General features: G+C 31.2%; 22 protein-coding genes and 1 pseudogene. 11 read left to right on the forward strand and 12 right to left on the reverse strand.

Translation table 11 applies throughout. The features are described from left to right. Window positions 1–232 precede the first annotated feature (232 nt). The 7 genes and pseudogenes from N5D90_RS11060 to N5D90_RS11090 form a co-directional block, all read right to left on the reverse strand. Complete coding sequence (locus N5D90_RS11060; protein ID WP_280062473.1) at window positions 233–1,270, reverse strand: hypothetical protein; 1,038 nt, start codon at window positions 1,268–1,270, stop codon at window positions 233–235. Between the two features lie 62 nt (window positions 1,271–1,332). Next, window positions 1,333–1,932 (reverse strand): TetR/AcrR family transcriptional regulator, encoded by a 600-nt coding sequence (locus N5D90_RS11065; RefSeq protein ID WP_280062474.1) that lies wholly within the window; start codon window positions 1,930–1,932, stop codon window positions 1,333–1,335. An 8-nt stretch (window positions 1,933–1,940) separates the two neighbouring features. Then, a complete protein-coding gene (locus N5D90_RS11070; RefSeq protein ID WP_280062475.1) occupies window positions 1,941–3,404 on the reverse strand; it encodes an MFS transporter in 1,464 nt (487 codons plus the stop codon). Between the two features lie 87 nt (window positions 3,405–3,491). Then, window positions 3,492–4,646 carry an HlyD family secretion protein gene (locus N5D90_RS11075; protein WP_280062476.1) on the reverse strand — a complete coding sequence of 385 codons (1,155 nt, stop codon included), beginning with the start codon at window positions 4,644–4,646 and terminating at the stop codon, window positions 3,492–3,494. Window positions 4,647–4,692: 46 nt separating this feature from the next. Next, window positions 4,693–6,015: a TolC family protein gene (locus N5D90_RS11080; protein WP_280062477.1), complete on the reverse strand. Its 1,323-nt coding sequence runs from the start codon at window positions 6,013–6,015 to the stop codon at window positions 4,693–4,695. Window positions 6,016–6,110: 95 nt separating this feature from the next. Continuing rightward, window positions 6,111–6,938: a helix-turn-helix domain-containing protein gene (locus tag N5D90_RS11085; RefSeq protein WP_280062478.1), complete on the reverse strand. Its 828-nt coding sequence runs from the start codon at window positions 6,936–6,938 to the stop codon at window positions 6,111–6,113. 105 nt (window positions 6,939–7,043) lie between these two features. After that, window positions 7,044–7,523 (reverse strand): annotated as a pseudogene (locus tag N5D90_RS11090) (tyrosine-type recombinase/integrase); the annotation flags it as partial. A 97-nt stretch (window positions 7,524–7,620) separates the two neighbouring features. Between N5D90_RS11090 and N5D90_RS11095 the strand changes: the two are divergent. The 5 genes from N5D90_RS11095 (at window position 7,621) to N5D90_RS11115 (ending at window position 11,047) form a co-directional block, all read left to right on the forward strand. Then, a complete protein-coding gene (locus N5D90_RS11095) occupies window positions 7,621–7,929 on the forward strand; it encodes a hypothetical protein (RefSeq protein ID WP_280062479.1) in 309 nt (102 codons plus the stop codon). 774 nt (window positions 7,930–8,703) lie between these two features. Next, on the forward strand, window positions 8,704–8,916 hold the full coding sequence (locus N5D90_RS11100) for a helix-turn-helix domain-containing protein (RefSeq protein WP_078703592.1): 213 nt from the start codon (window positions 8,704–8,706) through the stop codon (window positions 8,914–8,916). Further along, the gene (locus N5D90_RS11105) at window positions 8,913–9,248 is read left to right on the forward strand and encodes a HipA N-terminal domain-containing protein (RefSeq protein WP_280062481.1); all 336 of its coding nucleotides are present in this window, start codon (window positions 8,913–8,915) and stop codon (window positions 9,246–9,248) included. Before N5D90_RS11100 ends, N5D90_RS11105 begins: the two co-directional genes overlap by 4 nt. Continuing rightward, the gene (locus tag N5D90_RS11110; RefSeq protein ID WP_280062482.1) at window positions 9,241–10,182 is read left to right on the forward strand and encodes a HipA domain-containing protein; all 942 of its coding nucleotides are present in this window, start codon (window positions 9,241–9,243) and stop codon (window positions 10,180–10,182) included. The genes N5D90_RS11105 and N5D90_RS11110 overlap by 8 nt, the downstream gene beginning before the upstream one ends. A 217-nt stretch (window positions 10,183–10,399) precedes the next feature. Beyond that, entirely contained in the window at window positions 10,400–11,047 is a 648-nt protein-coding gene (locus N5D90_RS11115; RefSeq protein WP_280062483.1) for a serine hydrolase, read from the forward strand. A gap of 85 nt (window positions 11,048–11,132) precedes the next feature. Here N5D90_RS11115 and N5D90_RS11120 read toward each other — a convergent pair whose 3' ends face one another. Then, the gene (locus tag N5D90_RS11120; RefSeq protein WP_280062484.1) at window positions 11,133–11,975 is read right to left on the reverse strand and encodes a DUF4197 domain-containing protein; all 843 of its coding nucleotides are present in this window, start codon (window positions 11,973–11,975) and stop codon (window positions 11,133–11,135) included. A gap of 55 nt (window positions 11,976–12,030) precedes the next feature. Beyond that, complete coding sequence (locus tag N5D90_RS11125; RefSeq protein WP_038333563.1) at window positions 12,031–13,617, reverse strand: peptide chain release factor 3; 1,587 nt, start codon at window positions 13,615–13,617, stop codon at window positions 12,031–12,033. Window positions 13,618–13,733: 116 nt separating this feature from the next. Between N5D90_RS11125 and N5D90_RS11130 the strand changes: the two genes are divergently transcribed. The 3 genes from N5D90_RS11130 to N5D90_RS11140 are packed head-to-tail and all read left to right on the forward strand — an operon-like array spanning window position 13,734 to window position 18,224. Then, complete coding sequence (locus N5D90_RS11130; protein WP_280062485.1) at window positions 13,734–16,850, forward strand: T9SS type B sorting domain-containing protein; 3,117 nt, start codon at window positions 13,734–13,736, stop codon at window positions 16,848–16,850. A gap of 17 nt (window positions 16,851–16,867) precedes the next feature. Beyond that, complete coding sequence (locus N5D90_RS11135; protein WP_114999844.1) at window positions 16,868–17,827, forward strand: PorP/SprF family type IX secretion system membrane protein; 960 nt, start codon at window positions 16,868–16,870, stop codon at window positions 17,825–17,827. A 4-nt stretch (window positions 17,828–17,831) separates the two neighbouring features. Continuing rightward, window positions 17,832–18,224, forward strand: a complete 393-nt coding sequence (locus N5D90_RS11140) for a hypothetical protein (protein ID WP_280062486.1) — start codon at window positions 17,832–17,834, stop codon at window positions 18,222–18,224. 222 nt (window positions 18,225–18,446) lie between these two features. Here the strand turns inward: N5D90_RS11140 and N5D90_RS11145 are convergent, their stop codons facing one another. From N5D90_RS11145 to N5D90_RS11155, 3 genes are all read right to left on the reverse strand, one after another. Continuing rightward, a complete protein-coding gene (locus N5D90_RS11145) occupies window positions 18,447–19,388 on the reverse strand; it encodes a PstS family phosphate ABC transporter substrate-binding protein (RefSeq protein WP_280062487.1) in 942 nt (313 codons plus the stop codon). Further along, on the reverse strand, window positions 19,372–19,566 hold the full coding sequence (locus N5D90_RS11150; RefSeq protein WP_219035204.1) for a C4-dicarboxylate ABC transporter: 195 nt from the start codon (window positions 19,564–19,566) through the stop codon (window positions 19,372–19,374). Before N5D90_RS11150 ends, N5D90_RS11145 begins: the two co-directional genes overlap by 17 nt. A gap of 178 nt (window positions 19,567–19,744) precedes the next feature. Further along, on the reverse strand, window positions 19,745–20,749 hold the full coding sequence (locus tag N5D90_RS11155) for a hypothetical protein (protein WP_280062488.1): 1,005 nt from the start codon (window positions 20,747–20,749) through the stop codon (window positions 19,745–19,747). A gap of 64 nt (window positions 20,750–20,813) precedes the next feature. On the opposite strand from N5D90_RS11155, the gene N5D90_RS11160 reads away from it, so the two are divergent. From N5D90_RS11160 to N5D90_RS11170, 3 genes are all read left to right on the forward strand, one after another. Continuing rightward, window positions 20,814–21,485: a hypothetical protein gene (locus N5D90_RS11160; RefSeq protein WP_280062489.1), complete on the forward strand. Its 672-nt coding sequence runs from the start codon at window positions 20,814–20,816 to the stop codon at window positions 21,483–21,485. 111 nt (window positions 21,486–21,596) lie between these two features. Then, window positions 21,597–22,568: a tryptophan--tRNA ligase gene (gene trpS / locus N5D90_RS11165; RefSeq protein ID WP_280048961.1), complete on the forward strand. Its 972-nt coding sequence runs from the start codon at window positions 21,597–21,599 to the stop codon at window positions 22,566–22,568. Window positions 22,569–22,687: 119 nt separating this feature from the next. Continuing rightward, complete coding sequence (locus N5D90_RS11170; protein ID WP_114999854.1) at window positions 22,688–23,017, forward strand: iron-sulfur cluster assembly accessory protein; 330 nt, start codon at window positions 22,688–22,690, stop codon at window positions 23,015–23,017. The last annotated feature ends 1 nt before the right edge of the window (window position 23,018 follow it).

Consider the following 23,018-nt stretch of genomic DNA (forward strand, 5'->3'; position numbering starts at 1 on the left):
TTAGAACTGCTGAGAATTCTGTAAATATTACATATTTTTTTATTTGGTAAGTGTGTGGCATATAGAAATAATATTATAATTATAAAAGTTTTATAAGCTAGGTTTGAGATACATATCCCTCAACAGTTGCTTGATATCACTATTACCATAAAATCATCCTCGTTAACACAAGCAATATACATAACATAAGACCTCACAATTAAGTAAGGTCTTATGTTAATATTCACAATAATTATTTCGTATTCAGCCAGTCAAAATTATTTTTTGAATATGCCTCTAACTTTAATTTTGCATTGTCTAATAATGTATTGCGGTCAGTTACAATTTTTGCCAATTTTTCTTCCCATCTATCTTTATCAGCTTGATCTAATTTATTAATTTCTGTTTCTAAACCTGAAATTTCCTCATCAAAATCATTTACTTCATTTCTCAAATACAACATCGTGGAATAAAAATTTTGGTCGTCTGCTCTATCTACACGTTTTAGCGCGGCATTTAATTTCAACTTTAATTCTCTAAAATCTTCTCTCACGTCATGGTATTCATCCAATAACTCCTCTTTATCGTCTTCAAAATAATCTGATATATTATCTTTAAGTTTTATGAGATTTGTCTTTACATTATCTATCCACTTATTGTATTTGTCTTCAGAATTTTCCATAGGAATATCCTTAGTTAAAATTGCCGAGCTCACTTGTAATTTAGATAGTTCATACTCCAACTTGTCTTTTTCTTCCTCTGATGAATTTTTAATTTTATGCTGTAATGCATCAATATCAATATTTATTTTCTGCTGCTCTTCTTCAGCGAAATTAGCGAGAGCTTCATCTATCGATATTCTTTGAATTTGAGATTCAAAAGGTTTCAAAGTGGTATTTAAAGGTATTTCCCAAGTTTCGATAATATTACCTAAAATAGCGGTTTGTCCTTGTGGAATTGCTTTAGTTGCTTTATCTACAAATTTCTTTGACTTAGACATTCTGATTAAATCTCCGATACCACCAGCCATCATCCCGGTCGTCATCCCAAATAAAACACCTATAGGTCCCCCTAAAATCCCTAATAATCCGCCAATCATACTACCTGAGGTTGTATAAGGAACTTTTCCCGATTTAACATCTAGAATTTTTATCTCACCATTCTCTTTACGTGTAATAATAAAAAGTTCGTTGACCTTGATTTCGCCTTGCTCCGCTAGATTAACTATTTCTTGCGATGCTTTAAACGCCTGTTCTTCATCATTTAAAATAACTTTAAAGAATTTTTCCATGATTACTTATTTATTTATAATTGATTAATTTTATTTCTTGTTCTATTAGTATAAACTCTTTATCAAAGTGCGACCTTAACGTTGCCATCAAGATTAAATATTAACTCAACTGATTTTTTGATAAAATCCAATGAGCCTATATATCTTACATTATCTGTATCATTTTGATTATTACAGCTAGCCACAAGTGCATTTTTTAGATTTAAAAAAAATGTAAAATATTGCCAACGCATTACTTCTAATTCTAAGCCTAATGGTGGGTTTGGATTACTTTTAATATTTATAAAAGTTTGAAAGTGATGTTTCTCAATAGAAGCAATAATATTTTTTATAGTAAAAGAAGTTCTAAATATTTGCTCTGAAAAAATCAAAATGCTCATTTTTTTATTCTTAGCTCCAAACTCAATTGAATTACTTATGAATTTTTTTAAGGCTTCGTCTTCAGTTTGAAAAATTGAATGATCATCAAATTCTTTTAAATAGTCTACTTCAAACGTTTTAAATAAGGAAATGTATAAGTTTTCTTTAGATTGAAAGTAATAACTCACCATTGAGCTATTCAATTTTGCTTCAATCGCAATATCCCGAATTGACGTTGAATGATATCCTTTTTTTGAGAATAAATCGATAGCAACTTCCTGTATATGAGTTTTGGTATCCATATCGTAGTTTATTTAATTTTAAATCCTTTGATTGAGTTCCCACGAATTGCTCTTCTAAATAACACCAATCTTCTATGTTTAAACACCCCATAATGGTGCGTAAATACCAACACTAAAATTGGAATGATTAGCCATAATAATGTTCCTAATATAATTTTGCCTGAAGACATTAAAGAATTAAGCATAGCGGATTGATACATCTGCATCCCATTCGCTATCTGTGTTGCATCCCAATAAACAGATACATCACTTAAACTTTGCCATTGTGCTTGATAACTTGCCCATCCGATTAAAGCTCCACCAAATGCTGTTGCTACAAATGATCTAAATGATAAAATAATTGGCATCATCCCCATCATTTCAGACATATCCAAATCTAAACATGCATAAAACCAAATACCAATAAATAGTATACCCATTCCTAAACCTTTAATCATCATTGAATATTTCAAATAATCAATATCCATTTGAGGGCTAATCAGAAAATACAAACACAACGTATGAAGAAAAAAGGCTATAAAACCAGCTGCTATGTAATATTTCATTGGCCATTTATTTTTAAATCCATAAAAGGCCATCACACCAGCGATAATTATACCAGGAATCATCCATAGGTTAATTTCCGCATTGATTAAATTATTATATCCAAGTACCCCTACAGAATATTGCATAAATACCGAAGAACTCGCTAAATAAATACCTAAGAAAACAAGTAGGATAAATGAATGTTTTACATTTGATCTTTTAAATACACTAAAGTCAATCAACTTCCTTTTTATAAATTTTTGGCGATAAATCAGAAGTCCAAATAATAGCATCCCCAAAATTAGAGAACCTATAATATAAGGTGAGTTGAACCATGCTTGTTGTTTCATAAAAACAAAGAAGTAGTTGAAACTCATAAATGAACTGGATAATAGTATGATTGACAACCAATCTATTTGATATAACGGAAGCTTACGACAAAATCTTTGATTATGCTGAAATATCAATGAACAAGCAGCAATAAGCAACATGATGATAGCCATATAGTAGTATGGAGTTTCCCAACTATTATTAAAAACCATTTTTGCAAAATAATAGGACGATAATTGACCAAACCCTATTGCTAGTGGATAAAATATAGCATAAAACTTCCCTCTATCTCCTGTTGGAGATAAAATAAACATGACAGGAAGAATCATTTCTATCATTGGAAACATTTTAAAAAATCCAATTAGAAAGCTACACACAATAAGCACATACGGATTATCTGTGGTTGCACACATGATAGACAACGTTGCTAATATTATTGAAGATCCAGCTATAATTTCTTTGGATCGAAAACGCATTTTAACACGCATTAAAATCGTAATTGCGATCCCCATACCAATGGTATCAGCATTGTTAGCCATAGATGCGTATTCAGAATAGGTTGCTAATGCTCCAGTCAAATCTGTCAGTACACTGGTATATACTCCCGATACAGTCAAGATTGCGAATAAGAAGAAGATTATTAGTAGAAGCATTAAAGGTTTGGGAACCCAGTCTGCAAAAGGACCTCTATTATACATTTTTTATTAGTTTATTGTTACTTGCACGTTCATTCCTGCACGTAACTGTTTTAAATCTTCTATTTTATTTTTGTCAGTAAACTCAATACGTACAGGAATTCTTTGTTGAACTTTTACGAAATTTCCTGTAGAGTTATCAACTGGGACAGCTGAATATCTTGCACCTGTGGCACCCGAAATAGCAGTAATTTTACCTTCGAACTCTTTACCACCTAATGCATCTACAGTTACCTTAGCTAATCCTCCAATCTTTACATTCTCCATTTGATTTTCACGATAGTTAGCCGTAATCCACACATTGTTGATATCTACAATTGTTGCAACCTGCTGACTAGGATTTAATAATTGACCAACATTAACTGATCTTCTACCCATTATACCATCATGAGGTGCTGTAATTACAGTATAAGACAAATTCAACTTCGCCATTTCTAAAGCACTTTCAACACGTTTGATTTCTGCATCATTCAAACCGATACGAGATTTCACCTCATTTACTGTTAATTCACTAGATGTCTTTGTATTTACTACAGATTGTAATTGTGCAATTTGCACCTCTAATTGAGCTTTTTGAGATTCGTACTCTGTTTTAATCTGATCAAATTGTTGACGTGTAACTGCTTCATCTTTTAATAAATTTTGATAGCGTTTAAAGTTTTGTTCCGCATTCCATAATCTTGCTTTAGCAGCTTTGATCCCTGCACTAGCTGCCTGAACATTAGCACCTACTGTATTGACATTATTAGATGCTGTGTTTACGGATTGAGAGGTTACATTTTTAGAAGCCAATGCAGCCATGTAAGCTGCTTCTGCTTGACCAACTTGCGTTAGAATCTCTCGATTATCTAATATTAGTAAAGTATCTCCCTTTTTTACGGGTTGATGTTCTACAAATCTAATTTCTTTGATGTATGCTGATACTCTAGTATTAATAGGATTAATAAATGATTCTACTTGAGCTGCATTGGTATATTTATCATTACCAAAATTGAAGTACGATTTTACAACCCAAAATAATCCTCCTAGTACCATTACTAATACTACAAGATTGATCAATTTTGCAAAATTTGATTTTTTCTTTTTTTGTTCGTTTTTAGCAACAGTTTTATTATTTGACTGTACTGTTTTATTATTTTCTGTATTTTCTGCGTTTTGTGACATTTCTATATTGAGTTTATTTTATTAATACTTTATTTTATAATTTTAACTAAAGCGTACCTGCTTCTTTTAATAATTTATAGTAAGCAAATACAATATTGATTTCTGAATTCGCGAATTGAAGTTCAGCATCTAGTTTAGCGTTACTCGCATCAATTAAATCTAATAATATGGCTAATTGATTGTTGTACTTACTTTCCATAATACGGTAGTTTTCCGCTGCTAAATCTTTATTAACTTTCAATGTGTTATTTTGCGCTAATGCTTCATTGTATTTAATGTATGCAGCATTAACAGCTACTTTCATCATTTCTGAAACTTCATTAGATTGACGTATAGCTTTTTCCTTTTCTAGACGATTTAATTGAATTTTCTTTGGTGCTTTAAATAATGCATCAATATTAAAATTTAAAGATAGCCCAGCACTCCATCCATAGGTATACATATCCATTGCAGGATTTGAAGTCGTAATAGGTCTTTGTAAAGTATTACCTGCGAAAGCTGACAGCGAGGGCATCATATCAGATCTCGAAATTTTCTCTGAAACAGCATAGATATCTACCGCCTTTTCTGTTTGCTTAATCGTTGGATGATTCACTAAATCGCCATAGTAACTAGCTAGAGGAAGTATTTCTAAACTTTCAGTTACAATACTTTCATCTGGTATAATTTTTACACCCTCATCCAAGCCTAATGCTACCGTTAGTTGCTTATTCAGAATACTTTGGTTATTTTGAACAACCTGTAATGCCAATTTCAGATTAGACAGTTGCAGTTCTCCTCGAATAACATCATTACGAGTAACCATTCCTTGTTTATAAAACCTGTTGATGTTATCTAATCTTTCTTGAGCTAACTCAATATTCTTATGATAAACTTTTTCTTGATTGTAAAGTTTAAAAAGATCTAAATAGTACCCTGCGCTTAGGAGTTTTATATTAAGTTCATTAGACTCATAATTCAATTGTGAAAGATCTTTTTTAAGATTTTGAATTTCGACAGCATTTTTCACTACGCCACCTTTCCAAATGAGTTGACGTGCTTCAACGGAAAATTTGTTACCAAAGTTTGGCATATCTACACGTGAGGAATTAGAAAAGTCTTTATCAATGATATGTGCATCACCTAAATAATATCCTTGTAATCCGGTAGAAATCTCTGGTAAAAATTGATTTTTTGCAACATTTATATTTTGCTCTGCAATTTGAACATCAGATTCCGAAACTTTTAATGTTGGATGATTTTTTTTCACTAGGTCAAAAAGCTCAGAAACAGAAAGTTTCAATGCACTATTTTCTTGAGCTTGTAAGTAAATAGGCGATATTAAAATCCCTAAAGCAAACACCATTTTTTTTAACTTACTATGTATCATTTTTATACTTTAAATTTTATGATACAAAGGTCAATCAATCAGTTGATTGAGAAAAGGTCTGTAGAACTTCAAAAGAAGTCCAAATGGTAGGTTGTTTAAAAAGATTGAATTAAAGTGTTTTCCAATCGATAATGTTTAGGACTTAGACCTGTGTGTTTTTTAAAGAATTTCCCGAAAGTATATTGGTCTGCAAAGCCTAATTGATTGGCTATCTCTTTTATAGAAGTGTTATTATCTAATAGGTTAATTTTAGCTTCGTTGATAACAGAATCCGTGATAAAATATGTAGGTGGTACTTTTGTTATTTCTCTAACTGTATTGGATAAATACTTAACTGTAATATATAATTTATCAGCATAGAATTTTAACTCTTTTTCATTCTTGAAGTGTAAGGAAACTAATCTAATGAAGTCAAAAGCAATTTCTTCTTTTCTAGAACTGGTAGCATTTGAATCATTAAAACCCATAATAAGTTTTCCAAAGACACTGTATATTATTATTGAAACAATATTCCACATTATTTCATTTTTAAATGAGAATTCAACTCCTGAATCGTAATAGGACTTAAGTTGTATAAATTGGTTTATTAAATACTGTAATTCTAAACTGTTATGATATATCTTGTTTTTATTGGTTTCATCGTTTGCTATTCTATATGCATCGTATCTGTTGATATTGATATTAGTGTACTTTCTTATCGTCTCTTTATTACTAGATAATAAGTAAATTTTAAGGTCTAAAGAAGTATCAATTAGCTTATATAGATTATTAGATGAAATAATAATCACATTTCCTTTTTGAAAGCAAAGACCATTACCATTTACTTCTAAAGTAATCGAACCTTCATAAACCAATATAAAAGCAAAATTTTCAGGACAAAAGAATTGTCCTATTTTTGTATTCTCAAAATAAAAATTTCTCATCAAGGATTCGAAGCATATTCTAATTTATCAAAAATATTTTTATATTATTTTAAGGATTAAATGTATGATTTTTAAATGTATTATCATTCCACGAATCCATAACAATTAATACACGAATTTTTCAACTGCTTTATCCAATTCCTCGCTAATTACTTTGGCGTAAATCTGCGTAATACCGATATCTGAGTGATCCATTAATTTTGAAACATATTCAATACGCATTCCATTATTTAACGCATTGGTAGCGAATGTATGACGGCTTAAATGAAAGGATAAAGGGAAGGGAAGTTCCATTGTTTTACCTAATCTTCTTAATTTTTGACCGCATAAAATGTTCTTGGCATTGATGATATGTGCTTCAGTATTTTTATTCATCTCAAATAACTCTTGGTCTTCGATGATTGGAAAAATAAAATCTGTTGGCTTGGTTAATTCTGATTTATAGTTTTGTAATATATCTAAAGCTTGTTGCCCTATCTTAAAACTATGTTGACGACCAGTTTTACGAATGGTTTTAGTGATTCGATTTTCTTTTGCATTAAAATTTTCCCATTTCAACGTTACTACATCGCTAAAGCGTAATCCACCTGCATATACCGAAAAAAGAACATATCCCGAAAAACTTCGTCTTTTCCTTCATATTCTATCTTATAATTTTTCAATTGCTCCAACTGCTCTTTGTTTGACTTACTTTTGGGTTCGGGACAAAACGCAATCATCAGCAGAGGTGGATTTGCTTATTGCTCACGGAAAATTCTTGATTCCTATTGAAATTAAATCGGGGAAAACAGGAAGTTTGAAATCTTTGCATCAATTTGTGAATCAAGCCCCTCATCAATTCGCAGTCAGAATGTATGGGGGAAAATTCAACATTGAAGAAACCGTTACACCAGAAGGGAAACCTTACTTGTTAATGAATTTGCCCTATTATTTAGGGACGTATTTAAAACAATATATCAATTACTTTATCACTAAATACAATGTCGAATAATTTTATTACCAATATAAACAACAAAAAACACTAAAAGGAAGATTGAATACTTTGATTTCTATTCGTGATGAGCTGAAATTTCTAGTAGGTTATTTTTATTTTTCAGGATGGTCGGATATCTACTTGAGTCTTCAAAAAAATCCTCAACAAAAAATAAAATTGTTAGTGGGATTACAAGTTTGTAATTATTTAGGCACTCAAACGAAAAACTCCTAAAAACAATGAAGTTTATAATGTTGATATTTTTCATAGGCGACAAGAGATTTTAGATGATATAGATTCGGATATTCAATTATTTAAAGATATTCAAAAGCGACTGAAAGACTTAAAATTAGTAGAGAATGATCCTAAGCAGGAAGAAATTATAAAAAAAATAAAACGCCTTCTAGCTAATGAGCCGAACAGAAAAATTGTTCTGTTTTCAGAATATGTAGATACAATTCATCATCTTGAGAAACGATTCAAATCAGAATTTAAGAATGAAGTATTGGTTTGTGATGGTAAAGTTTCAAAAGATTTAGCAAGACATTTAAACAGTGATTTTAATGCACAATATAATAGGGGTTAAAAACAACTCATTTTAAAATATTATTAACTTCAGACAAGTTATCCGAAGGGTTTAATAGTATAAAGTCTTTATTTGTTAATTGATAATGAATTTAATACTAAATTTATATATGTAATTGCATATAATTATTGTAAATTTAATTATTTTATACGCTTTTACATATAATTTAATATATTTGCATAAAATATTTGCAAAAGCATATAATTATGTACGTTAACTTAGCCAATTTTATAAAGACAAAAAGGAAAGAAGCCAATCTTACCCAACAAGAATTTGCTGAAAGAGCAGGTGTTGCCCTTACAGTGGTACGGAAAATAGAACAGGGAAAAGAAAATCTCAGTTTGTCAAAAGTAAATCAGGTACTTCTGATGTTTGGGAGTAAACTTGTTCCTGCCAATTTAAAAGAAATTGAAAAATGAGACAGGGAAAAGTTTTTTATCAAAATCATTTTGCAGGAGTCGTTACGGAAACCAACGATGGAGATTACACCTTTGAATATGATAATGATTATATTCAAAAATTTCCGTATCAGTTCATTGCCTTTTCAATGCCGGTTTCCGAGAAATTATATAGAGAAAATAGGTTGTTCCCTTTTTTTGAAGGATTAATTCCGGAAGGTTGGCTGTTGGAAATAGCTTCCGAAAGTTGGAAAATCAACAAAAACGACAGGATGGGATTGCTTTTGGCGTGTTGCAAAAATTGCATTGGTGCAGTAAGTGTAGAACCTATAATTGTGAAAAGTGATGGGTAAAAAATGTCTATATTGCTATCAAGAAGTAATGGGCGAAGAAGATTTTCATCCGCATTGCAGTCAGAAATTCTTCGGAACAACTAATCCTCCAATTTTAGATTATACGTTGCAGGAAATGGAAATTTTGGCAAAGCAAGTCATTGAAACTTCTGTTGCAGTTCCAGGAGTCCAGCCAAAATTATCAATGGGCTTCATTAAAGATGTTCTAAAGGATGCAACCAGAGGTAGATTAACGGTTGTTGGTGCTTTGGGTGGAAACTATATTTTAAAACCGCAAAATTCCACTTTTTCTGAAATGCCCGAAAATGAACATCTGACGATGAAAATGGCTGAAATATGCGGTATTACTACCGTGATGTCCTCACTCATTCGTTTAAAATCTGGCGAGTTATCCTACATTACAAAACGAATTGACAGAGACGATAATGGAAACAAAATTCATATGCTGGATATGTTTCAAATCTTAGAAGCATTTGATAAATATCGTGGTTCAGTAGAGAAGGTTGGAAAAGCGATTAAAGAGCATTCTGCAAACACTTTATTAGATTTGATGAGGTTTTATGAAATAGTAATTTTCTGTTACATTACAGGAAATAATGATATGCATCTCAAAAATTTTTCGCTCATATTAAATGGTGAAAATTGGGAAATATCTCCTGCTTACGATTTGCTCAACGTTCAACTTCATTTACCTGAAGATAAGGAAGAATCTGCATTAACTATTGGTGGAAAAAAGAAAAAACTTTCCAAAAGCGATTTTATTAATTTAGGATTAAAATTAGGATTAAACCAAAAACAAGTGGAGAATACCTTTAAACGTTTTCTAAAATCAGAGAAGAAAATGTTATCACTCATTCCTCAATCCTATTTAAGTAAAGAACATCAAGAAAAATACATCAAACTGCTCCAAAATAGATTGCTAATCTTTCAATAAAAAATTATATTTTTTTTTACCGACAAATTTAATGTATGAAATAATACGCGTTAATCTTTAATTTTGATATTTATGAATTATTTTTCATACATTAAAAAATTAAAGAAAACGGCAAAAGAATAAAAAGGAAGACAATGTTCACGATCTTTTATCTGTACCATATTTGTACCATAAAACCATAACTAACTGATTTTCATATATCGTTATTTTTGAATTAGTGAATCAGCGTACGAAATATAAATGGACGAAAGAGGAACAAATCAAGCGTGCAATGGAAATTGGAAGTCCGCAAAAAGTTGGAGAAAAGTTTAGTTATGGCGATATTAATTATTTGCTTTTAGCAGAAATTATTGAGCAAAAAACGCATCAACCTTTTTATACAGCAATGCGAGATTTGTTAAAGTATAGAGAATTAGGTTTGACACAAACGTGGTTTATCGATTTGGAGAAATATCCGCAACAAACGCTTCCGCTTGTTCATCAATACGCAGATAAATATAATTGGGATTCGTATGATTTGAATCCATCTTGGGATTTGTACGGAGGTGGTGGAATAGCTTCTACAGCCAAAGAATCGGCTTTGTTTTTTCAGTATTTATTTGATGGCAAAATTATTCAGAATAAACAAATTTTAGATTCGATGTCGACCTATGTTTTACCTTCAGATCAATCCAAATATTGTTTAGGAATTTATCACTTTGATCTAGGTTTTAACGCTTATTATCACGGTGGTTGGTGGGGAACAGATGTGATTTATTCACCAGAATCAGATGCGACAATTACAGTTTTTACGTTACAAAAAGGCTTTCAGCATATCATCAATCCTTTTATTGGAAAAGAATTTCAGAAGTTGTTGATGAAGTAGAGTTAATCAAAAAGACTCGCTACAAATCGTAGCGAATCTTTTTGATTGAAAGTCATCTCAAACTTGTTCAGGATGACATAATATCTTACTTCTTACTATCTTGTGCTCCAAAAACCTGCTGTAACAATGATGTTGTACGCAACGCTTTATTTCCGCGAATTCCTTCTTCTTTTTCTGCAACCATGTTAAACACACCATTTATTGTTTGTTGTGTCACATAAGCATTCAGATTTGGATCGATTTGGTTTCCAGTTAAAGTATTGTACTTTGTAATCAAATTATTCCAAACTTTATCCGCACCAACTTTTCCTAAAGAAGCTTCCACTTTTGGTTGAAAAGCCTTTGTTAACTCAGATGTTGTTTTTAGTTTTAAATAATTTGTAGCCGAATTATTCCCACCTAATAAAATATCTTTCGCATCAGTAATTGTCATTGATGTCACAGCATTTACGAAAATAGGAGCAGCTTCAGAAACAGCATCTTCAGCAGCAGAATTCAATAATTTGATCCCTTTATCCGCCAAACTTCCCATTCCCAATGAACGTAAAGTTTTTTCTACATTTTGTAATTCTTCTGGCATCAAGATTTTTGCAACCGAATTATTGTAAAAACCATTCTTTTGACCCAATGATTTTATTCCGTCCGTTAATCCTAATGACAAAGCTTCTTTCAATCCAGAAGCAACTGTTGCGTTAGATAATCCACTTAATTTTGTTAACGATTCGGCAGAAATTGTTTTAGATTCAGTTGAACCATTTACAACTTTTATTGAATCAACTTTTACAGTTGAATTACTTTGTGTTGTCGGTTGAGTATTTACTTTTTCGACTTCTTTTTTTAATGTTCCAAAAATTGATTTCAAATCTTGAGCTTTTGCATTTACTGCAAACGCTGAAATCAAAGTTAAACTTAATATGATCTTTTTCATTTAGATTTTTTTCTAAAAAATATTTCAGTCCTTAATTCAATTATCTGACCAAAATTTAAAACTCACTTACAAAATGCAATTTCACTGACGGAAATTTATCTTGCGTCATTTGAATTGTAAAAGCAGAATCTGCTAAAAATACCAATTGATTGAATTTATCTCTCGCTAAATAACGTTGTTTAACACGTTTAAATTCTAAGAATTCTTCTGATTTTTCATCTTCAACTTCTACCCAACATGCTTTGTGAACAGAGAAAGGTTCGTACGTTGCTTTTGCACCATATTCGTGCTCCAAACGATATTGAATTACTTCGTATTGTAATGCACCAACCGTTCCGATAACTTTACGATTGTTCATTTCTAATGTAAATAACTGCGCAACACCTTCGTCCATTAATTGATCAATTCCTTTTTCCAATTGTTTTGCTTTCATTGGATCAGCATTGTTGATGTAACGGAAATGTTCTGGCGAGAAAGCTGGAATTCCTTTGAAAGAGAATTTTTCACCTTCCGTCAATGTATCACCAATTCTAAAGTTTCCTGTATCGTGTAAACCAACAATATCACCTGCAAACGATTCGTCAACCACTTCTTTTTTATCAGCAAAGAAAGCATTTGGCGCAGCGAATTTCATGTTTTTACCTTGACGAACATGGAAGTAATTTGTGTTACGTTCAAATTTTCCAGAAACGATTTTGATAAACGCTAAACGGTCACGGTGCTTAGGATCCATATTTGCGTGAATTTTGAACACGAAGCCAGAAAATTTATTTTCATAAGGTTCGACAATTCTCAAATCTGTTTCTTTAGATTGAGGTGTTGGAGCGATATCAACGAAAGCGTCTAACAATTCACGAACACCAAAATTGTTAAGAGCAGAACCAAAAAATACAGGTTGTAAATTTCCGTCCATATATTCTTGCATATCAAATTCTGGATAAACTCCATCAATCAAATCAATCTCATTACGAAGATTTTCTGCGTAAGTTGTTCCAATTAATGTGTCTAAATCTGGACTTGATAAATCTTCAACTTTCGTTGTTTCAGAAATTTTTTGTTTATTATCTCCAGAAAAAATATTGATGTTTTTCTCCCAAATATTATAAATTCCTTTGAAAGTTGCTCCAATACCAATCGGCCAAGAAAGAGGTGTAACCTGTAAGTCTAATTTTTGTTCAACTTCGTCCATTAAATCGAAAGCATCCTTTCCTTCGCGGTCCATTTTGTTAATGAAAACCAACATCGGAATTTTGCGCATACGACAAACTTCTACCAATTTGATTGTTTGTTCCTCAACCCCTTTTGCAACGTCGATTACCACAATCGCAGAATCTACAGCAGTTAGCGTACGGAAAGTGTCTTCGGCGAAATCCTTGTGACCAGGCGTATCTAAGATATTGATTTTTTTTCCTTTGTACTCGAAAGCCAAAACAGAAGTTGCAACAGAAATCCCACGTTGACGCTCAATTTCCATAAAATCGGATGTTGCTCCTTTTTTAATTTTGTTACTTTTTACAGCTCCAGCCTCCTGAATTGCACCTCCAAAAAGTAATAACTTCTCCGTTAAAGTTGTTTTACCAGCATCGGGATGGGCGATAATTCCAAAGGTTTTTCTTTTATTTATTTCTTGTTCTAAAGACATCTTAATCAAATTTTCAGGTTGCAAAGATAGTTTATCTCAGTAAAATTAGAAACATTATGGTTGATAGAATATTCTAAAGTAAATTGCGTTATTCTAAAATAGATGACGAAAGACGTATGAAAAAGATTTTTTACTTTTTACTGTTGATGATTAGTGGGATTGTTTGGGGGCAATATCCGACAATTCATCCATTGACTGGAGGTTTTACTTTTGAAGGAGAAAAACTAGAAACTCATTTAACTGAATTTACATCAACTACTTCACAGTGTGGGTTTAATTCTGGAAAAATTTATAAATTCTATTCTTTTGAAGCTAATTTTGATATGGTTTTTGCATTTGATTTAACAGCGAAAAAACCAGATTTTAGATTTTTAGTTTGGAAAATACAAAAAGGTAAATTACCTGAAACAATTTTTTATAATGGAGGAACAATAAATGCAGATAGGTCAGTTCAAGGAGCGTCGTTATTAAAAGGAATGAAAGAAGGTGACCCTGATTTGTGCGAAACGTTTTCGGGAGCTAATGGTTATGCTAAAGCATTTGAAGGATCAGAACTTTTGAAAAGAGGTGAGATTGTTGTAATAGCTGTTTATGGAGGAAGTGATACAGAACCTTTTGATATAAAAGTAAATGTAGCTGAAGAGAGAACGATTACAAACTTTAATAATTTATGTTTTGGTCAATCTTATTCAGCAAGTCAAATTTATAATGCTATACAAAGTGATTCTGGTTTTAATGATATTAAATTATTTACAGATAATACATTTAGTACAGAGGTCCCGATTGGGGCAAATATAAGTTCAGATACTACACTATATGCACAAGTAAGGGATACTGCTGGAAATTTAAAATTTATTTATACAATTCCGATTGCTTTTATTCCAGAACATCAATTTAATTTTAAAACTAATATTGAAACTGAATATGCGTGTACAATAAGCTATACTATTCCAAGTGAAGCAGATTTATTGAAGAAGCTTTTTACTGTAGTAAATACAGATTATTCAATCTCTTCAATAGTTATCAATGGAACAAATTATACACCAGGTCAAAATGTAAATTTAGCAGTTGGTCTAAACACTTCGATGAAAATAAAAGTTCATTACGGAGGCGGTTGTCCAATCGATTCTAATGAAGTTTCAATTCCTTTAGTTCAGGGAAAACCAATTTTGACTGATGATATTTCTGATGCAACTTGTGATTCTTCTTATAAAATAAATTTTGATCGAATTTATTCTAAGTTAGGAAAAGATAAAAATGCTTTTGACGTAATTGTAACCTTAGGCGGTTTACCTATTTCTGATGGACAATCAACTGTAATTACGACAACTTTAACGTATAAAATTAAAATAAAATCAAGAACAGGAGGAGGTTGCGAAAGTGATGAGGTTGATTTTGTAGTTACTAAAAATTCTCCTGCAAAGATTGTAGATGCTTCAATTAATGGAATTTGTTTAGCAGATTTTAATCAAACAGATTTGGATAAAGCCATTCTTATAATCAATCCAGGGAAAATATATAATCTGAGATTTTATAAACAAGATGGAACAGAAATTTTAGAATCAGAATTATTTAATTACATCAAAACAAATAAAACAGGAAAAATCATTGTAAAAGCATTGGCTGTTGATAATGGAAATACAATTTGTGATACAGATGTTGAGTTAACATTTAAATTAGATGAATCGACATTTCAAACTGTAAGTAATATTCCGACTTTAAATTCTTCTTGTTCAGAAGTTGGCTTAGGACATACTTTTACAATTTCTGAAATCGAAGCTTATTTAAAATCGAAATTTGGCAGAACAGATATTACATTTAATGGAATTTCAGATGAATTTCTTACAGATAATCAATCAAAGACAATCACTTTTCAAGTGAAAATAAATGGAGAACGTTGTTGGTCAGAGGAAATGACATTGAAATTACAAGTCATTACAAAACCTAATGTAAACAACACCTTGCATGAATTAAAAGCTGATTGTGATGATAAAATTACAATCGATGCACAAGTTTTGATCAATTTATTTGGGGCAAATTCTATTGTTGATTATCATTATGAAATTTTGCATATTAATTCAACACCATTAACTTTCGATGCAAGTGGAAAAGCCAGTGTAAAAGTTCTTTTCAAAAATAAATTAGACAATTCGTGTTTTATAGAAAAAGAAATTATTATCAATAAAAAACAAGATTTAGTTGTTAATGTAGCTACTTTAGAAACGTATACAAAGGATCATTCTGTTATTTATTGTGAAGGAGCTGATGCGGATGCAAAAAATCAAATACAAACTATTTTAGATTACATTAAATCAAAATATCCAACTTTAGTTGAGAAATCTACAGTTGACGAAATTTATACGATGTTCAATTCTAATAATGGGTTTGTTGAGATTGTTTTTGAAGATCCAAATTATTGTGGAATAGAAAAAATAAAATTCTATTATCAAAAAAATGCATTACCAGACTTTGCTATTCCAACTTCTGCAGAAATTTGTTCTGCTACAAAATATGAGTTAGATTTTGAACAATTAGCAAAAGAGAAAGGATTGGACGTTACTCAATATGATTTTTCGGTTGTTGGAAATGATGTTATCAAAGTTTCAACATATCAATATGAATTAGGAGTTGGTGATTATATGATTACAATTAAAAATATTAATTCAGGTTGTCCGAAAGAATTTATTTTGAAATTGACAAACTCAGAAACGGCAACTATTAACAAAATTACCATCAATGAAAAGAGTGTTATTGTATCTGCAAAAGGAAATGGAAAGTTAGAATATGCGTTGTTTGATTCTGATGGAAAAGTAATCGTAGATTGGCAAACAAAGAATGAATTAATTATTCCAGATAATATCAAAAATAATAATTTTAGAGTAAGAGTAAGATTGAATAATTGCGGAGTTTCGGAGCGTAAAAATGTTATTTACCTTGCTTTACCAAATGTTGTAACGCCAAATAATGATGGTTTTAATGATATTTGGCAACCAATGACAAAAGATGGTAAAGTTAACGATACATCAAATTCGTACAAATTGATTATTTTTGATCGTTACGGAAAACAGATATTGTCACAAGAAGGAACAGATATTATAAAATGGGACGGAACGCTGAATGGCAAACCTGTTGCAGATGGAACGTATTGGTATTTGTTAGAGTTCTCGAAGCAATCAGACGATTTGCAAGTTTTATATTCTGGTAGTATATTAGTTAAAAGAAAAATCAATTAATTGATTGAAAAATATTTATGAAAAAAATCACACTATTCATATTAACACTATTTTCACTTTCGAAAGTAGAAGCACAACAAGGGTTACCTTTTTACAATCACTATTTGGTGAGTGATAAAATGTTGATTAATCCTTCGTACGCAGGGCAGGATCCGAATGTGATTTCTATAACAGGAACGCACCGCAATCAGTGGGACGATTTGCCCGAAAGTCCAAGTACACAAACGGTAAGTGCGCACGGAATTATTGTAGATCGTTTAGCAGTGGGAATGCAATTTTTCAACGATAGAAATGGAGCAGTTAAGATGACTGGTTTCGGAATTAATGCGGCTTATCACATTCCTATTGATGACAGAAGTTATGATGGAAACGAAATCAATGTTTTTTCGTTTGGAGTTGGAGCTTCTAATGTTTCGCAACGTTTTGATTATTCAAAAATTATTGCGGAAGATCCAAATGATCCTGCTTTACAAGAAGATAAATATTCTACTTATTTTGCGAATTTGGGATTGTCTTTCAAATATGCTGGTTTCTCTGCAGGAGTGTCGGTTTTGGATATTCCATTGAGCCAAAATGTGTATTATATTAACAATGTAGAACCTTTGCCAACGTGGTATTATTTCAATGTTGGATATAAATGGAACGTTTCCGAAGGAATTGCGTTAGAACCTTCGTTGGTGTATAATTTGAACTCGAATTCGGAGCGTCATTTGGATATCAATTTGATGTCGCATATTGGTTTTGGAGACAATAATCAAGGTGTAGACATTGGAGTAGGGTACAAGCAAGGAATGGATTCTAAAAATAGCAATCCGTTGTTTGTTTCTCCAATTCTAAAGTTTAAAGTTGGTTCTTTAAAAGCTGGAATTTCTTACGATATTGGCTTGTCAGATTATCAAGTTGATGGTCGCAAGAACGGAATGTTATTTAGTTTAGGGTTCGATTTGCAAAATCCTTGGGGAGCAAGATTTGATTAATATTATGAATAGTATTTTACTTTTATTTTTCTTACCTATTATTTCATTTGGGCAATTATCTTCGAAGAATCAAAGATTAATTAAACCTTTATTAATTGAAGAGAATGCAGAATCTTCTCATGTAGGGATAGGAGGAAGTAAAAGCAAAGTCTATCAAAAATTTGAGAACATCAAAAATCAATTATCGAATGATGATTTGTTCTATTTAGCAAAAAATTCTAATGATGTTTTAAGAATTTATTCAAGTGAAGAATTAGTTTACAGAGATGATATTCGAATTGTGGAATTGTATAAACATTATAAAGATTATCCGATGGTCGTTTCTTACACTTTAGGTTGTGTAACAATGCCTAATGATTTGGGCCGATTAATTTTGATACTTTTGAAAATATTATAGAAATAGATAAAAGAGCAACAGAATTATTAAGTGAAATTGATGCAACTAAAATAAATAAAGGAAGTCCGATAGAAGATTGGTTGATTAAGCAAAAAGAAATAAAAAAGTTGTTTAATGGGAATTTTAATTCAAATTTCGAAAAGATTAAAAAGATAAAAGAAAATCATAAAGATTTCCCCGTTAAAAAGTAAAAAAACCTTCCAATTCGGAAGGTTTTTTGTTTTATTGTAAGGGTTGTTCTAAATTGTTAATCTGAACTTCACGTTTATAAATATAATAAGGTTGAAGACTTTCGCGCGTTACAATTTTTTGACCACGCTGCGAACCTGCAAACCTCGTAAAACCTGCTCCAATTCCGAAACCAACTTCATTTTTCAAAATATAAATTTGACGATAAAAAGGATAAACACCATATTTCAAATTCGGGATAGTTGGCAACACCAAATTTCCTTTATCATCAGCAATTGATAATACTTTTACCTTTTTAAGATATTCTTCAACTTTTGGATTTCCTTTGTCACTCAAAATATTCAATCCAATAATTCCGATTGCAGTTTTATCTTTTTGCACAAAATCAATCACTTTCTCAGCATCACCCATCGCTGTTACTTTTGCGCCATTTTCTACAGATAATTTTAGTTTATCATTTATTGTGTTGAAATTCGCTGAGTTTGGATGATCGTAAACAAACGTTATTTTCGGATCTTTTTTGTACAAATTATCCTTAATATCATTTACCGTAATAGAATTGATTGGATTATCAACAGAAGTAATAAAAACTGTTGCATCCAAAGCAATTACAGACGAAATATATTTGGTTGTTGTTTTGTCGAATAAATGTTGTTGTTGTGCTTTTGTAAGCGGTTTACTTACCATTAAAACAGGAATTTTACCTTCGTAAAAATCTTTGATTGCTTTTTCTTCAATCTCTTCGTTAATCGTAATTTTCACATCCGGATAATCTACCATGTACATATCTGCCAACGATTGCGCCAAATTCTTAAAACTAGGATCAACCGTCATTGCCAAATCTCCGTATTCGTGCAAAGCTCGCTTTACAGCAGTTTTTTGTTCTGCTTTTGTTGGTTTTTCCTTGTCTTTACAACTAAAAGTAGAAAAAATAAGAAAGGCTGAAAGTGAAAGTAAACTAATTTTTTTGATCATTTTTATAAGATTTTATACCGCGATAAACACGAAAAGCGCCATAAACAATAAATAAAATACCCAATAACATCGCTTTTGTTTCATCTAATTTGATGATGAAAAACTGATATTTCCAAGTAAAAATTCCGATCAAAAAATAACCGAAACCAATCAATCCGTAAACAATATTCTTATTCATAATTCGCGACGAAGTTACAATTTTATTGTGTTAAGATTGACTTAAAACTTAAATTTTATACGACAAATATGCATTTAAAGGAACTTTTTCTGAATAGATATTCAATTTCTTAAACAATAGAAACCATCACACTCAAAAAAAATGAATGCAATGGTTTCAGAAAGAAAAGTATTATTAATTATTCGTTTGTTTGAAATCTAACCGGAATTGAGAAAATTAAATTTGCATCAGAGCCATCTTCTAATTTTGCAGGTGTTATTTTTTTACCTTTTCTTAGAATTTGTTTATTGATACGCTCCAACGCAGATTTAGCCTCTTTCCCTAAATCTTGATTACTTCCGCTCAACGGTTTTACTTGCGAGATTTCTCCATTTTTGTTCACAATAAATTGCATTTTAGCAACGGCTGTGCCTAGGTTTTTCTGAGAAGCAGTTTCGGCAAAATCACTTAATTCTCCACCTAATTCTTTCGATATTTTATCACTCATACATTTTGTCAATGCAGCATTTCCTTTTTTACTTTCGCTTTCACAACCAGGATAAATTGCCATTACCGCAGCATTTTTCGCTGTAATTGCAACATCAGGTTTTTTAAGTTCTAGAGTTTTTGGTCCTTCTGGAATGTCCGTATTTTGTTTACCTACTTTATTTCCTTCAGGACTTTCTTCACCACCGCCAACTTGACCTTTAGAAGGATCTCCATCTCTATTAAAAAGACCTAAATCTACTTTTTTCAGTTCGTCAACAGATTTTATAGTTTCTTCAATTTTCGGACTTTCTGTTGGAGTCGGAATAATGTGTTTCGCCTGATCTGTTTTCAATTGAATTGTTTTTTCTTCCATCGGTGGATCTTCTTTTGGAGGAACAACTTCTTCAACTTTTTTATCGGGAGGAGGAGGAGTTACATCATCTAAAATAACAATTACACCATCACCTTTTTTTGTTATTTCATTATTCATTGTTCTATTATTTGCATAAATAGTTCCACCAGTAATTAATGCAACAATACCAATTCCTACAAAAAGAGATTTCATCAAATCTTGGCTTGCAACTTGTCTCAGTTGATAAGCACCATATTCTTTGTTTCGATTTTCGAAAAGAATGTCTAAAAAAGCTTTGTTACTCATATCAATATAATTTAAGGTTAATGAATCCTTTTTCTTTATAGATTCATCTTTTTGCAAAAAGGTTGGTTGAGGTTTGAAAAATTTTCGAAAAAAGTTTAATTTTATTGAAAAGTAGATTTTTATGCAGCTACAAATAGACAAAAAATGCAATCAGAATTGGGACGAAATGAAAGATGCAGATTCGCAACAAAAGTTTTGTGATGTTTGTTCTAAATGTGTTCACGATTTGGATCATTATTCATTCAAAGAATTAAAAACTTTTCTGAATGATAATCCTACTGCTTGTGTAAAAATTAAAAACAGAAATTTAGAACAGTTTAATTCATACGAAGCTTCAAAATCTATTTCTAATCAATCCAAAAGATGGTTACAACTTTCATCTTTAGTTGGATTTTTAAGCTTTTCAACTATTACAAAAGCACAAACTGAGAATGATTCGATTGTTGTACAAGGTTTATTGTATGATACAAATGGATTCCCTATTTCGGATGCAGAAATTAAGTTGAAAGAAAGTAACAAAATATCAGTTACAAATCAAGATGGGAAATTTGAACTTAAAGTTCCTAAAGGACAGTCAAATTACGAAATTGAATACAAAGAATATTCTGTTGATAAAATTCAATCATTCACTTTTAGTAATCCCGAAGTTTGTCAAAAAATTATAAGTAATAACGAAGCAAGTGAAGTTACTTTAGGAGCTACTGTTGTAAGTTATTATAAATCTCCAACTATTTTAAGAAAAGTAGGTCGCACAATCACTTGGCCATTTCGACAAATTGGGAAGCTTTTTTAGTTCATCCATATGTTTTTCGTCATTCTTGTCAATTAATTCAAATAAACTTCTCGTTACAATTGGTGCATTTCGTTGATTAAGTTTATCTTTGCTCCTTAAATTTTTAAACAAATGCCAAGAATACTTACAGGAGTTCAAGCTACTGGAACTCCGCACTTAGGAAATATTTTAGGAGCAATTTCTCCCGCAATCGAATTAACGGAGAAAGAAGGAAATGACTCTTTCATTTTTATTGCTGATTTACACGCTTTAACGCAAATAAAAGATGCGGAAGTGTTAAAACAAAATACGTACGAAGTGGCTGCAACTTGGCTGGCATTAGGTTTAGATCCTTCGAAAGTAGTTTTTTACCGTCAATCTGATGTGACTGAAACAACAGAATTAACATGGTATTTATTGAACTTCTTTCCATTTCAACGTCTTACTTTAGCGCATTCTTTCAAGGATAAAGCGGATTATTTAGCAGATGTAAATGCTGGATTATTTACGTATCCAATTTTGATGGCTGCGGATATTTTATTGTATGATGCAGAAGTTGTACCAGTTGGTAAAGATCAATTGCAACATTTGGAAATTACACGTAGTGTTGCCGAAAAATTCAATCACCAAATGGGAGAAACTTTTGTTTTACCGCAAGCAGCAATCGACGAAAATATTATGTTGATTCCTGGAACTGATGGAAATAAAATGTCTAAATCAAGAAATAATTTTATCAATATTTTCTTACCAGAAAAACAATTGCGCAAGCAAGTAATGTCGATTGAAACGGATTCAACGCCATTAGAAGATCCAAAAAATCCAGATACAGACAATGTTTTTGCTTTATACAAATTATTGGCAACGCCAGAACAAATAGAGGAAATGCGTCAAAATTATTTGAATGGAGGTTACGGATATGGTCATGCAAAACAGGCTTTATACGAATTGATTTTAGAGAAATATGCTGATGCGCGTACTAAGTTTGATGAGTTGATGAATGATAAAGTGACTTTGGATGCATTTTTAGAAAATGGAGCATTGAAAGCAAGAGATGTTGCACAAAAAGTATTGAAACGTACACGAAACAAATTGGGATTGAAGTAATTTGATCCAATTGTAAGTTGGCGATAAATAATATAACTTAAGTGATTGTTAATATTTATATCGTTCATTATTTGAAGTCATTTTAAATAAGTATCTTTGCAATATAAAATTAGAATAAAATGATTAAGGTTTCAGAATCAGCAAAAAATAAAATAATTTCACTTTTACAAGAAGAAGGAACTTCTATCGAAGAATCTTTTGTACGTGTAGGAGTAACAAGTGGAGGATGTTCAGGTTTAAACTATAATTTAGAGTTTACAAAAGAACAAAGTGCAGATGATAAATTATTCGATGACAATAATGTAAGAATTTTGGTTGACAAAAAATCATTCTTATATCTTGTTGGAATGACATTAGAATATTCGGGAGGATTGAATGGAAAAGGTTTCGTATTCAATAATCCAAATGCATCGCGCACGTGCGGTTGTGGAGAAAGTTTTGCTGTTTAAG

The sequence above is a fragment of the Empedobacter sp. GD03797 genome, from assembly GCF_029842105.1.
Lineage (GTDB): Bacteria > Bacteroidota > Bacteroidia > Flavobacteriales > Weeksellaceae > Empedobacter > Empedobacter falsenii_C.